The organism is Desulfovibrio gilichinskyi (assembly GCF_900177375.1).
Taxonomy (GTDB): domain Bacteria; phylum Desulfobacterota; class Desulfovibrionia; order Desulfovibrionales; family Desulfovibrionaceae; genus Maridesulfovibrio; species Maridesulfovibrio gilichinskyi.
The window spans coordinates 243,772-256,943 of the sequence record NZ_FWZU01000004.1 but is presented as its reverse complement, the minus strand read 5'-3'; the positions used below and the strand labels follow the sequence as shown (position 1 = coordinate 256,943).

13 protein-coding genes and 1 pseudogene are annotated in these 13,172 nt (G+C 43.7%); 4 read left to right on the top strand and 10 right to left on the bottom strand.

The window, feature by feature from the left end:
- Nucleotides 1-14: 14 nt before the first annotated feature.
- On the top strand, nt 15-479 hold the full coding sequence (rnhA, locus tag B9N78_RS12690; RefSeq protein WP_085102844.1) for a ribonuclease HI: 465 nt from the start codon (nt 15-17) through the stop codon (nt 477-479).
- 10 nt (nt 480-489) lie between these two features.
- On the opposite strand, the gene hemW is transcribed toward rnhA, so the two are convergent.
- The 5 genes from hemW to B9N78_RS12665 form a co-directional block, all read right to left on the bottom strand.
- Nucleotides 490-1,686 carry a radical SAM family heme chaperone HemW gene (gene hemW / locus B9N78_RS12685; RefSeq protein ID WP_085102842.1) on the bottom strand — a complete coding sequence of 399 codons (1,197 nt, stop codon included), beginning with the start codon at nt 1,684-1,686 and terminating at the stop codon, nt 490-492.
- 25 nt (nt 1,687-1,711) lie between these two features.
- The gene (locus B9N78_RS12680) at nt 1,712-2,548 is read right to left on the bottom strand and encodes a universal stress protein UspA (protein WP_085102840.1); all 837 of its coding nucleotides are present in this window, start codon (nt 2,546-2,548) and stop codon (nt 1,712-1,714) included.
- Between the two features lie 157 nt (nt 2,549-2,705).
- Nucleotides 2,706-3,260 (bottom strand): epoxyqueuosine reductase QueH, encoded by a 555-nt coding sequence (locus B9N78_RS12675; protein ID WP_085102838.1) that lies wholly within the window; start codon nt 3,258-3,260, stop codon nt 2,706-2,708.
- 93 nt (nt 3,261-3,353) lie between these two features.
- The gene (locus tag B9N78_RS12670) at nt 3,354-4,820 is read right to left on the bottom strand and encodes an Rne/Rng family ribonuclease (protein ID WP_085102836.1); all 1,467 of its coding nucleotides are present in this window, start codon (nt 4,818-4,820) and stop codon (nt 3,354-3,356) included.
- Between the two features lie 57 nt (nt 4,821-4,877).
- Nucleotides 4,878-5,858, bottom strand: coding sequence for a radical SAM protein (locus B9N78_RS12665; RefSeq protein WP_085102834.1), 981 nt, complete (start codon nt 5,856-5,858; stop codon nt 4,878-4,880).
- Nucleotides 5,859-6,213: 355 nt separating this feature from the next.
- On the opposite strand from B9N78_RS12665, the gene B9N78_RS12660 reads away from it, so the two are divergent.
- Nucleotides 6,214-7,137, top strand: coding sequence for a tRNA (adenine-N1)-methyltransferase (locus B9N78_RS12660; RefSeq protein ID WP_085102832.1), 924 nt, complete (start codon nt 6,214-6,216; stop codon nt 7,135-7,137).
- A 103-nt stretch (nt 7,138-7,240) separates the two neighbouring features.
- Here the strand turns inward: B9N78_RS12660 and B9N78_RS18370 are convergent.
- From B9N78_RS18370 to B9N78_RS12635, 5 genes and pseudogenes are all read right to left on the bottom strand, one after another.
- A pseudogene (locus B9N78_RS18370) lies at nt 7,241-7,368 on the bottom strand (IS110 family transposase); the annotation flags it as partial.
- Nucleotides 7,369-7,439: 71 nt separating this feature from the next.
- Complete coding sequence (locus B9N78_RS12655; RefSeq protein WP_245805549.1) at nt 7,440-7,562, bottom strand: RHS repeat-associated core domain-containing protein; 123 nt, start codon at nt 7,560-7,562, stop codon at nt 7,440-7,442.
- Between the two features lie 352 nt (nt 7,563-7,914).
- Nucleotides 7,915-9,816, bottom strand: a complete 1,902-nt coding sequence (locus tag B9N78_RS12645; RefSeq protein WP_085102826.1) for an RHS repeat domain-containing protein — start codon at nt 9,814-9,816, stop codon at nt 7,915-7,917.
- Nucleotides 9,817-10,088: 272 nt separating this feature from the next.
- Nucleotides 10,089-10,523, bottom strand: a complete 435-nt coding sequence (locus B9N78_RS12640; protein ID WP_085102824.1) for an FKBP-type peptidyl-prolyl cis-trans isomerase — start codon at nt 10,521-10,523, stop codon at nt 10,089-10,091.
- Between the two features lie 70 nt (nt 10,524-10,593).
- Nucleotides 10,594-10,779, bottom strand: a complete 186-nt coding sequence (locus tag B9N78_RS12635; RefSeq protein ID WP_085102822.1) for a Trm112 family protein — start codon at nt 10,777-10,779, stop codon at nt 10,594-10,596.
- Between the two features lie 132 nt (nt 10,780-10,911).
- Between B9N78_RS12635 and B9N78_RS12630 the strand changes: the two genes are divergently transcribed.
- Together B9N78_RS12630 and B9N78_RS12625 are read left to right on the top strand one after the other, a co-directional pair.
- Nucleotides 10,912-11,769 carry a PHP domain-containing protein gene (locus tag B9N78_RS12630; protein ID WP_085102820.1) on the top strand — a complete coding sequence of 286 codons (858 nt, stop codon included), beginning with the start codon at nt 10,912-10,914 and terminating at the stop codon, nt 11,767-11,769.
- A 64-nt stretch (nt 11,770-11,833) separates the two neighbouring features.
- Complete coding sequence (locus tag B9N78_RS12625; protein ID WP_245805548.1) at nt 11,834-13,072, top strand: peptidase U32 family protein; 1,239 nt, start codon at nt 11,834-11,836, stop codon at nt 13,070-13,072.
- Nucleotides 13,073-13,172 lie beyond the last annotated feature (100 nt).

The following is a 13,172-nucleotide window of genomic DNA, read 5'->3' as shown; positions in this document are numbered from 1 at the left end:
ATAAAGGTTTTTTGATGCCGAATAAGAAAATTACAATATATACTGACGGATCATGCCTCGGAAATCCCGGTCGCGGTGGATACGGAGCTGTTCTGCTTTTTAATGAACACCGCAACGAACTCTCACAAGGGTATAAACATACGACTAATAACCGTATGGAAATGCGCGCAGTAATTGCGGCTCTTACTGAACTGAAAGAACCTTGTGACGTGACTCTTTATACAGATTCACAGTATGTAAAAAATGCTTTCACTAAAAAATGGCTGGAAAACTGGCAGAAAAACGGCTGGAAAACAGCGGCTAAAAAACCTGTGAAAAATAAAGATCTCTGGCAGCAATTCATTCCACTGATGGCCAAACACAATGTTTCTTTTCGCTGGGTCAAAGGTCATTCCGGAGACCCTGAAAATGAACGCTGTGACGAACTTGCCCGCAACGCAGCAGGGGCAAGCAATTTGATTCAGGATGACGATGAATAGAAAGGATAATTTAATCAAACGCAAGGGACTGCAATATAGAGTTGGAGACCAGCATTCCGTTCTTTGTAAGCCTTAGAAACCCTGCACTCATGCGGATAAGCCCGTTTTGATGGAGGGCGGTGATGATTGAATTCTTCTCTTTCAGCAAGTCTTTTCCGGTCATATCTTTGTAGTCTGAGAGCTTAAGCCCGCGCGAAGTTCTCAGACTCAACATAACTAATTCCTGAACTTTTATTTCATCGGTCAATTCTTCAAAATCTTCACCCAGGTATTCGCCACGCACGGCGGCATCGTATTCATCCATAAAAAGAGGATTTGTGAATCTGCGATTACCTATTGTGGAGACTGCTGAAGGGCCAAGCCCAAGATAATCGAGCCTGTCCCAATAACCGCTGTTATGGCGGGAAACAAACCCCATCCTTGCAAAATTTGAAATTTCGTATTGAATATACCCCATGGACTCCAAGAATTCAGCCCCGTATATAAACATGCGGGCCTGTTCGCTGTCCGGAGGCAGCTCAGGCTCTATTTCCTTTCTGTTTTTACCGAACACGGTATCAGGTTCAATACTCAGCCCGTAGGAAGAAATATGCTCCGGTTTGAGCTTAACCACAGCCTTCAGCTCGTTATTCCAGTCCTTCATTTTCTGACGTGGTAAACCCCACATAAGATCGATGCTGATGTTCCCGAATCCGGCTTTGCGCGCCATATAGTAAGTTTCTGCGGCCTGACGGGCGGAATGAGGGCGGCCAAGCACCATCAAATTACGGTCATCAAGACTTTGAAAACCTATGCTCAACCGATTGATTCCCATAGAGATCAAGTTTTTGAAATATGATTCATCATTTGCGGAATCAGGGTTAACTTCAATAGTAATCTCCATTCCGCGCACAAAGGTGAAATGCTTGCGAAGAGCATCCATTATCAGCTCCAGCTGAAACGGAGGAATAAGGCTCGGCGTTCCGCCACCTAAATAAACTGTTCCTATTTTAGGCTTTTTAAGTCTGCGTCCCCAGAGTGCTATCTCTGTCAGAAGGGTTTTCATATACCATGCAAATGTCACCTGATTAAAAATCTGGGAATGGAAAGAACAGTAATGGCACTTGCGTACACAAAACGGCACATGGATATAAACAAGAAGGTTTTTAGCTTCTTTTCCATCCCCTTGCAGCAGGGGTACGTTAAAAAATGCAGGAATAAGGGACATTAAAATTTATCCTTCCGTCTAAAGATCATTTGCTTATCCACAAAGCCGCACCTTCAAGATTTCGCAAAAGCTTTGCGCTTACTGAATCTGGAAGAAGTTTTTCTTTAGTAGTTTTGTCATGAAAATCGCGACCGACAGCAACTACTGAATAATGTCCTTTTAGAGCTTCAGCCTGTATAGCTTTGGCGACATCGGTCCCTCCTACTATCCGCGGGATAATACGAGACTCCTCAACTCCGTTGGCAAGAAGGCTTCCGCGAGCGGTTTCAAACAAAATATCAGAACTCTCCGCTTTTTCTTTTTTAGGATTTTGCACATGCAGAAGAGTTATAGAATGAGCGGAATCTTCACTTAATACATAACCTACATGATCTGTAATCCTCTGTGAAGGATCCCCGCTCCCGAGGCATAACAGTACATTTTTCCTTGGAATTTCCTGCGGACATTTGCAGAACCACAAGGGGAAAGTTATATCCTCCCAGATCATCCGGTTCGGAATGCTGTAGTCAAATAATTCTTCAAAAGTTGAGGTAGCCTGCCGCCCAAAGATAACAGCGTCATACAACCCTTTATGCCCTTCCTGAACAAATTCTCTGGCGATGGACCCTCTGGAATTGATGCTTTTAATATCAACCTTACTTTCATTACAAAAACTGTTAACTAAAAAATTATCTCTGATTTTTTCGAGAAGTTTTGTGCCAGTAGAGGATGAATTATGCCCCCCCCATGATCCGCTTTGAGGAGCGACATGAAAAAGAGTCAGGCGAACATCGCACGGAAAATTGAAAAAATCTCTTATAAACCGGATTGAGTAAGACTCTGCCCCGTCGTCACAAACACAAACCAGAAAATGCTTTTCCATTCCTGACCATCCTATTGCCTTGTTTTAAGCTCGCGCTTCGAATTCCCATGCAGAAGACTCTATATTCAGTTTTTTTTATTCTAACATAAAAAAGGAAACTTAATACATAAACTGCCACAACTCTTCATAAATAGCGAGAGCCGAGCAATATATAAGGCTAAGAATTGATCAAATCTTTAGCATAACGTTCGTTTTCACTGAAAAGACACCCGCAATACTGCTGGCGATAAATCCCCATCTCTTTTGAACGCTCTATGCCCTCTTTCCACCCTTCACGAAAGTCATAATAATAAAAACCGCACGCCCCTGCTCCGGCCATATCTCTGCCCAGCGTTGCAATGACGTCATGCTTTTGAAATTTGCTGTAAAGAAGAGTTGTTGTAAAAAAGTCAAAACCGCCTCGTTTAGCAATGGACAATGTACGTTCAAGCCTGTCCGCATAACAGTGAAAACAACGATTTTCTTCCCGAAAGGCTGCATTTCTAAACCATTTTTGAGAATCATATTCTGTAGTGCTGCCGATAACCTTAAGGTTCATCTTTTCGGCAACTTCTAAAAAGGTATCCCTGCGCCTGACATATTCTTTAAGGGGATGAATATTAGGATTATAAAAAAAAGCGGATACATCAAACCCCTGATCCCGCAAAATATCAACGGTTGTGATTGAACAGGGGCCGCAGCAGGCGTGAAGTAAAATTCTTTTGGAAGCCATTATAGTGAACTCCGCAGCTTGGTTGAAATAAAAAGGGCAGTGTTTCTGCTGCCTAGCAAAAACACTGCCTTATTGAAAAACATATTACATTTGTTATTCAGCCCACTGAATCTCTATATTGATCTTTGTGCCGAATGCTTTTTCGTAATTAACAATTGCAGGCCGTTTATGATTCAAAAGATACAGAGCCAGCTCTTCTTCCGCCTCATAATTAAGCGGTGAAGTTAAGCCCGGCCTTCTGAGCATTCTATAAATATCTTTAAGTGCCTGCATGGACTGCCATTCCATATTACGTCTCATCCCTGTTCCCTGACAGCATGGACAAGGCTCGGTGCTGACGGCAATGGCAGAAGATCCTAACCGCTGACGGACAAGTTCCATAAGTCCGAAGCGGGAAATACGCCCAACATCCGTCCTTGCGCGATCAGTTTTAAGAGCTGAGCGCATGGTTTTTTCAACTTCACGGCAATGCTTGGGGTCTTTCATTTCGATAAAGTCGATAACAACCTGCCCGCCGAGGTCGCGAAGCTTAAGCTGGCAGGCAATCATTTCAGCACTCTCTTTATTAGTCTTGAGTGCCATTTCTTTAAAATTGCGTTCTCCGCCGATCTTACCGGAGTTGATATCAATTGCAGTAAGAGCTTCTGTCTGATCAAAAACAAGCCGTCCGCCGGAAGGAAGATTTACTTCACGTCCGTAGATCTGCTCAATTTGCTTAACCAGATTAAACCGCTCCCAAAGGGATTTATCAGTATCTGCATGGAGCTTAACGAGATTGTTGCGTCTCGGAAAAGACAACGCTGCAAGCTTTTGCACCTGTTCTGCGGTCTCTTTATCGTCCACCCATATTTCAGTGACTTCGGATGAGAGGTAGTCACGAACAGAGCGTGAAGCCAATCCCATTTCTTCATACACAAGAGCCGGCGGCTGAAGGTCCTGCCCCTTTGTCCTTATGTCATTCCAAAGTCTGGTGAGAAATTTAAAATCTCTGGTCAGTGCGGATTTGCTCTGCCCCATACTTGCAGTACGGACAATAACCCCTACGCCGTCACCGGGATTAACTGAATCGATGATTTCTTTGAGTCTTTCACGCTCTTTTTCATCTTCAATCTTCCGGGAAATACCGATCTGCTCCCGTCCGGGAGTAAGCACAAAATAGCGACCCGGGATAGACAGATACGATGATAAAAAAGCACCTTTCTTACCGGTAGGTTCTTTAACAACCTGAACAAAAATCTCCTGTCCCGGTTTTAAAACCTTCTGCAATAATGGATATCTGTGCCCTTTTTTAAGGGTATAGGTTCCCTGATAGTATTCGGGATGAATTTCATCAACCTGCAAAAAGCCGTTACGCTCGGCCCCGTAGTTAATGAATGCCGCTTGAAGCGCGGCGTCAATATTGTGAATATATCCTTTGTAAATATTACCTTTAGTCTTGGCCTGATGGAGCATTTCAACATAATACTCTATGACCTGACCTTCCTGAGTCAGCGCAACTTCCACCTGTTCTTCAGGCAGGACGCTGATAAACATTTTTTCTTTTCTTTTCTTGTTTGTCATTTTCTAATTCCGGGAAAAGTTTAAATATTCCGCGGATTCAGAAGCTCAATTCACGTGTCAACCTTTCGGCTTTAACTTGTAATAAATTTCATCACCTGTCTGCCGTGTGGTCAACTTACCGCTGTTCTCCAACTTTTCAATCACCTGCATAACTCCATCAAAGGATACTTCAAGTGCTTTTGAAAGCTGTTGCGCTGTCTGCGGTCTACGCATGAGAGAAGCCTGAATCCGGTCAAATGCTGCGGAGTCTCCGTCCTGCACATGGACAGATGTATCCGAGCTGGTCCTTTCCTTTGCGCCTTCATCGGGACCGCATTCCCTGACAGTGCAGGGCGCGGTATCAAGAGCCTTTTTCCAGAGATCTAAAGTTCCGGTATCAACCGGTGCAGCAGTCTCCAGAGTGCCGGGGCGCGAAAGTGTGACCACATCAATGCGGTCCGGGGAAAGTTCAAGACAGAATGCTTTCATTTTAGAAAGATTTTCAGCCGAATCATTATATCCCCTTGAAAGGAGCACTTCCAGAAAAATCTTACCTTTGAACTCCTTGCGGAATTCGATCAGAGCCTTGGCTACGTCTTCAGGATCAATTCCTTTAAACGGCCTGTTTACGGCCCGAAATTCCGAAGCAATGAGAGAATCCATCGACGGAAGCACAATGTCTGCCTCCAGCAGTTCTCTGCGAACTTCGGGGTCCGTCATAGGGGTGGCGTTTGTCAGAATAGCCACGGGCAATGACGGGAAAAGTTTTTTAACACCACTGATAATCTCGGGTAAATCTGAATTGAGGGTCGGCTCCCCAAGACCTCCGAGAGTAATTACATCGGGCAAAAGATGTCCTTCCTGCTTCCAGCATGCAAGCTCTTCAAGAACGGCTGCTGCCGGAACATAGGGCCTGCGCTCACTTACCAGAAAATCTGTCGCTCCGACTTCGCAGTACACGCAGTCCATGGAACAGATCCGCTTTCCAAGCAGATCCAGCCCAAGCGAGAGACCTATTCTACCGGAAAAAACCGGCCCGAAGACATACTTATAACCCATATTGTGTCCATCAAGAAGCAAAAAATCAAATTAACGGAAATTATTTTCGTCTTTCGCCGATCACAGAATAAATATAAATGCTCTTAACTCTTATCTGCAAAAGACACTGACCCTATTAAGATAATTTATCTATTACTATTGCACAAAAAACTCAAGATTTTATCTTGAATGATAAACCGGCCAAACATTGATTTCCCCTGATATTACAGTTGGTCTAAAAAAAAGCTGAGAATTATTTTGCATGAGCGAGAAATGTGATATTGAAACGAAAGACAAAATTTTAAAAGGGGTACGGGGATTGACTTACGTCGATTTCAACCGTAACTCGGCGGAATATTCATTCAGGAGGAAGTCAATGCTTAAAGCTGGACAATTGGTACTGCTCATAAATCCCAAGGGCAAGCGTTATTTGCGCGTAGTAAAAGAAGGGGATGACATTCATACCCATGATGGCATGATTCTGATGGAAGATGTCATCACTGCGGGATATGGAATGATGGTTACGACCCACTTGGGGCGCAAGTACCAGATTCTTAAGCCTACAGTTCATGACTTGATCAAAGGTGTAAAACGCCAGACTCAGATTATGTACCCTAAAGAAATCGGGTATCTTCTGCTTAAACTTGGTATCGGTCCCGGATGCCGAGTTATTGAATCCGGATCAGGATCAGGCGGACTTACAACCGCTCTAGCCTACTACGTAGGTGATACCGGTAAAGTTTATACTCACGAACGCCGCCCTGAGTTCTTTAAACTTGTCGCCAAAAACCTTGAATGGTCAGGACTGTCACACAGAGTTGAACAGTTTAATCTTGATATTGAAGAAGGTTTTCAGGCTACAGAATGTGACGCCCTTTTCCTTGATGTCCGCACTCCATGGGACTACCTGCATCACATTCCTAAAGCTGTTATCCCCGGAGCAATGATCGGGTTCCTGCTGCCTACAACAAATCAGGTCAGCGAACTGCTTGCCGGACTTGAACAAGGCCCGTTCACCGACCTTGAAGTTGTTGAAATACTTCTGCGCCGCTGGAAACCGGTTCCGGAAAGACTGCGCCCTGATGACCGTATGGTCGCGCACACAGGCTTCCTTGTTTTCGCCCGCTGCCTTGATAATTCTATAATTGCAGAAGACGAAAAAGCGAATTTAAAGAAAAAAGCCAGAATCGCAGTTGCAGAGCGAGATGCGGCTGAAGCTCTTGCAAAAGAAGCAGTTGAGGAAACATCTACAGACGTAGATTCTGACGATATTGAAGACGAAAGCGCAGATAAAGAATAAATCGCTTTCAGTTTATATAGAATTTGAAAATGGGCTTGGAGTTAATAAACTCCAAGCCCATTTTTTATGGGTTACAGATGCCAACTGTTGTAACCAGACCGTACTCGGCAATTGCTTTTGCATCATTGCGGTCATTTTTATTGGTCTTCACATACGGCTTCACATGCTGGGGGCCATCTGGCGCACTTCGTGTCCCAACTTCTGTAATTCGCGGGCAAAATAGTGCGGTCCACAACTTTATATTTGTGTGAACTATATCACACTCGGCGCATTGACGCCTTCAGGTGGGCGGGTCCATTTCATTAATACCCGTAAACATCCACAGCCCCGTCCGCAAAACCGATCGGGTCAGGAGTAATGAATCTTCCGGTGGCGGGATCGTATTCGCGATGTCCAAAGTGGATAAGCTGTAAAAATGAAGCCACGCACTGTGTAAGAGCGGGGTTTTGAATTATTTTCTCAAATATAAATTTACAAGATAATTACATACCTTTAGTCGTCCTCAAGTATTAATAGGCAAAAGTAGCGGATTCAATAGTGTCAGCTCAATTTGCTAGGTTTGAATAAAATGGTAATATAAAAAAGCACAACCAAGAGAGATGATAAAAATCCCAAGAATTAATTGCTCCAACGGGTTGAATCCTTCAGCCGCTGTTAATAAACGTGAAAACGAAAAAGGTCTTTTGTCTACATTTTTTAGTTTAAAATATTTAACAACTCTCCGACACCCATCGTACCAACAGACAATAAGCATGAGAATTAACACGGCTTTAATGATCATTTCTTATTGCTCTTTGACTTTTTATTTGATTCATTTTTTTTAATTACTTTATCACTGCCCTCTGATCCCATTGACGCCCCTATTACAGATCCAAGATTTCCATAGTGACCTAGTGGTTTTGCCGGAATCTTGTTGCTCTTAGGGATAATAACAATATTTTTTCCTATTTTTTGCCCAGTCCTACCAACAACGGATCCAACACTACCACTAACACCAGCTTTAATTACTTTCTCTTTATCTCCAACCTTACCAGTTTTGATATACTGGTTTCCAGCTTCATTTGCTGCGGCTGATCCTGCACCCATAATCACGCTAGTAGCTAAACCTCCGCCTAAAGTACTGGCCATCCCAGTTGCAGCTCCTAAACCAATGGATTCCATATATTTTAAAGTGGACATTTTACCAGACTTCCAATCTTTATAGTTATCGTAGAGATTATACCCAGCTCCTATTGCTCCACCAATGACGGGAACAAAAGCAAACAGCCCCGTCCGATCATAAAAATTAATAGGATCATCCAGACAATAACCGTAAACATCCACGTCCCCGCCAGCGAATCCTATCGGGTCAGGAGTTATGAATCTGCCGGAGGCGGGGTCGTATTCACGCTGTCCAAAGTGGATAAGCCCGGTATCTTTATCTGTTAAGCCTGTGGCAAATCCGATGTAAGTATCAAATTTTTCATTACTATCGAATAATAGATTGCCAAACGAATCATATATAATCCGCTTTACCTCATTACCCTGTTCGTCCGCAACCATGAAGATTGAGTCGACCTGATCCGTTGCAAAAATGAAGGTTGCTCCTTCGTATGTCATGGCAACAGGTCCGCCTTCATCCTCATAAATAAACACTCTTGGATGCAGTCCTTCACCGTCAGTGATGGCAATAAGAGTGGTCAAATCCTGCCAAAGATATTTTTCCACAACCTTGCCGTTGATAGACTTTGTAATTCTGCGTCCGGCAGCATCACAGGTATATTCAATCCTGCGTCCATCCGGCAGAATAACTTCATGGAGCGGTCCTGATTCAAGGTATGAATAATGAGTCCTGCGCCCGAGATTAATCTTTTCAATTATGCGACCTCGATTGTCGTAATAGTATTTTGTGTCTCCGGCTTCGATAACCTGCAACCTATCGTTGTACTTGTATAATGATTGTTTTGAATGTCTTGTTTCAGATATGAGTCTTTCACCGTATTTACCGTAATGGTATTTCTCGATGACAGAACCTTCGCACAAAACTTTGCTGAGTCTGCCATTGTTGTCGTACTCATATTCACGCAGAATCGGCTGCGGGGCTAGGGCTAATGCTTTTTTGATTATTCTTCCGTTTTTATCTCTTTCTGTTGCAAGCAGCGAGAAAGGTTCATCCATATCAGGGGCAGTAAACGGCTTCGTTTCGAATTGCTGAATCGGCCCCATATTAACTGAATCTCTTTCCTGCTCATCGATAATGGTTCGTCCTGTACCAGTTTCAGGCTTTCTCGGCCGGTTTGTTGTCATTTCTGCCATCAATCCCTGACCGTACTCCGTTTTGCGCAGTTCTTTCGTTAACGGAAGTTCTGGATTCCTCATCATCAACTGCGCATGAAGCTGCCGTTTCGCATTCTTTTGCCTTTCCTGAATCTGTTCCAGCTGTCGCTTGCGCTGATCCCACAGTTTACGGCGTTCGGGCTTCATCATGCTCGGGTACATTTTTTCATCATTGCTGAAGTCAGAGAAAAGAGTGGAAAGATCATCAGGATCGAACTCTTCACCGAGTCCTACGTTTTGCATAACCTCATACATTTCATCGAGCAGTTCTTCCGGCCTCATCGAGTTTCTATACAGACGGGCACTTGTCGATAACTCTTCGTTCTCTTTTTTACGCAGCCAATATCCATTTAACTTATTCAAAACCAGCTCCTTTCCTTATTGCCGAACCCTAATAAAATACAGAACTTCTCTGTGTCTTAGAGTGCAACGTTTGTCCTATAAGGAAAGAATATTGAATAATGCGGACATGAATAAGCCGAGTCAGGTCCGCGGGAAGGCAACATTTACAAAAAAAACAAATCCCCCCTCGAACAAATATTCGAGGGGGGATCATATAAACTTGGGAAATAAGGATTAAGGTCTATCCCGAAATTGGAATTAAACCTAAATCTTTATCCATTTTATACTTTTACTTAAGAAGCGAGAATTTCGACCAATTCAATTTCAAAAATCATGGTCTGACCAGCAAGGGGGTGGTTACCGTCAAGAACGACTTTATCGTCGGTAACGGATTTGATTGTTACGTTAGTAACACCCTGATCAGTGTTAACCTGAAGCATCATTCCGACTTCCGGATTGATTTCAGGTGGGATCTGATTGCGTTCTACTTCAAAAGTATGTTCTTCATGGTATGGACCGTATCCATCTTCAGGGCTGATAGTAGCTGTAACTTTTCCGCCAGCTTCAAGGCCGAGAACTGCGTCTTCAAACCCTTTGATCAGCATTCCCTGTCCGAGAACTATTTCAAGAGGTTCACCCCTTTTGTATGAAGAATCGAATTCTGTTCCGTCTTCGAGGGAACCTGCATAATGAACGCGGATTTTGTCGCCGTCTTTGGCTTGAGACATGGAAACTCCTTGTGTTTTCCGGCTCTCCTGAATCGGAAAACCGCACTGTTACTTTGTTTAAAACCGAAATTTACTTTTTATCCCATTTCGCAACAGGAATAGCCTCGTCTACGAGCATAATGGGAATTTCATCTTTAACAGGGTAAACGACTTCGCATGCGTTGCATTTGAGGCCGGTTTCCCCTTTCAAAAGTTCCAACTCGCCTTTACACTTAGGGCAGACGAGAATATTAATCAGTTCTTTATTCAGAGCCATTTTAGGTACTCCTTGCATATTGTCTAGTCAGTACCCTATAACTATAGAAAACAAATTCCTCAAGCTTACATTTATGCTATAGAAAAATTATGAATTGTAATCTGCCCTCCGGCACCCACTTTGGAGAATATAATGCCAGGAATTGATCTGCATACACACTCAACAGCGTCAGACGGAACTCTTTCCCCCGTAGAGCTGGTAATTGCGGCGAAAAAGGCAGGACTGACAGCAATAGCCTTAACCGACCATGATACTCTCGCGGGCCTCCCCGAAGCGATCAAAGCAGGGAAAGAATATGGGGTGGAAGTTATCCCCGGATGCGAACTCAGCGTCAAATCAGATGTAGGAGTCCTGCATATTGTTGGCCTGTGGGTTGATCCTTATTCAAAACTTTTACTGGATACTTTTAAATCTATCCGGAAAAAAAGAGGAATGCGAAATATAGAAGTAGTTGAAAAACTACAGAAGCTAGGCTTAGATATAACTTTGGAAGAAGTACAGGAAAGAGCCGCCGGAACAGTCGGCAGACCTCATATCGCACGGGTTTTACTAGATAAAAAATATGTTAAATCTTTTGATGAAGCCTTTCTCCATTATTTGGGTAAAAAAGGCAAAGCGTACGTTCCAAAGCAAAGCCTTGCTCCTGAAGAGGCTTTAAATCTTTTGCACTCAACAGGAGCCACCTCAATTCTGGCGCATCCTGCTCTGCTTAGTACCAATGAGGATATTCTTGATGAAAAAGTTAAAGAGCTTAAGGCATTAGGCCTTGATGGGATAGAGGTCTATTACAGTTCGCACACTCCTGATATGACTGGGATTTGCAAAAAATTAACTCATAAATACGACCTTCTGGCCAGTGGCGGCTCTGATTTTCACGGTACCGTAAAACCGGAAATTAAACTCGGTAAAGGGGCTGGAAAATTATTTGTACACAGCAGTGTACTTGACGATCTTAAAGCCCTCAGGCAATCCAAGGGGCTTCCAATTTAATCTATTGCCAAACTGAACAATGAATAAAATTAATTCCGAAAATCTAACAAGCCAAACAAAATCAATGAAGCCTATCAACTGCGAAATGCCTGAATTACTATGCCCTGCCGGAAATATGGAAAAACTTTCTGCCGCTGTTACTTACGGCGCAGACGCCGTTTACCTTGGAGCCGGAGATCTTAACCTGCGTTCTGCCGGAGCAGGATTCCAATGGGAAGAACTCCCCGAAGCCTTTGCTCTTACCAAAGCAAACAACGTTCAGGCATATTTTTGTATCAATGCCTACCCTCGTGAAAAGGATCTGGATCTGGTAAAAAAAGATCTTGAAAAACTTACCAAATGTCCTCCCGATGGAATCATCGCAGCGGACCCCGGGGTAATCAGAATTATCAAGCAATTTTTCCCCAGTATTCCTATACACATCAGTACACAGGCCAACACTGGAAACAGCGAAGCTGCAAAGTTCTGGAAAGAATTCGGTGCTTCGAGAGTAAACCTCGCCAGAGAGCTCTGTGTAACGGATATCGCCGATATTGCCGCAAAGTGTCCTGATATTGAGCTGGAACTTTTTGTCCACGGAGCCATGTGCATGGCTATTTCAGGACGCTGTTTTCTAAGCTCATGGCTTAACGACAGATCCGCTAATATGGGCCGCTGCACACATCCATGTCGATTTGAATACAAAGCAACCGGGTTGCGGGTTGAAGAAAAAACAAGACCCGGTAACGATGTTTGGGAAACCATTGAAGAAGACGGACACACAACCTTTTTTGCAGCTGAGGACCTTTGCCTGATTCACTATGTGCGCTGGCTGTCCAGACTGGGAGTTGCTGCTCTTAAAATTGAAGGGCGCACTAAAAGTTCATCTTACGTTGCACAGGTTGCAGACGTCTACAGAGCGGCCCTTGATGCGGCCAAAACAGGCAGCGCTTTACCGGAAAGGACAATGTTTGAACTTCTTAATACAGCCACCCGCCCACTCAGCACTGCGTTTTTCAAAACATCAGGTCCAAGCACAATTGCTCAGCCTCCTTCTGCAGAGGAACGCAAACCTATCGTAGCCAGAATTCAGGAAAAGCGCGGCGACGACTGCTGGCTTGTTTCTGTTAAATCCCGCTGGGAACTGGAAAAGGATACGGAAATACTTGTTCCGGGACTAAAAAGACCTGCAATGAATGCGGGCAGTTATTCTTTTGAAACAATTCACGGTGAAGCTGTAGATGTGATTCATTCCGGAACACAAGCACTGCTTAGAACTGACCAACCCGATATTATGACAGGTTACTTTGTCCGAAGTGCTTAAATGCGAATTTAGCGGGAAGATCCTTTTATTTATAATAGTTGTAGATTGACCTTGGAAATTTGTTTATATAACTATAAAAGTACTGAATTTGATAAGCGGT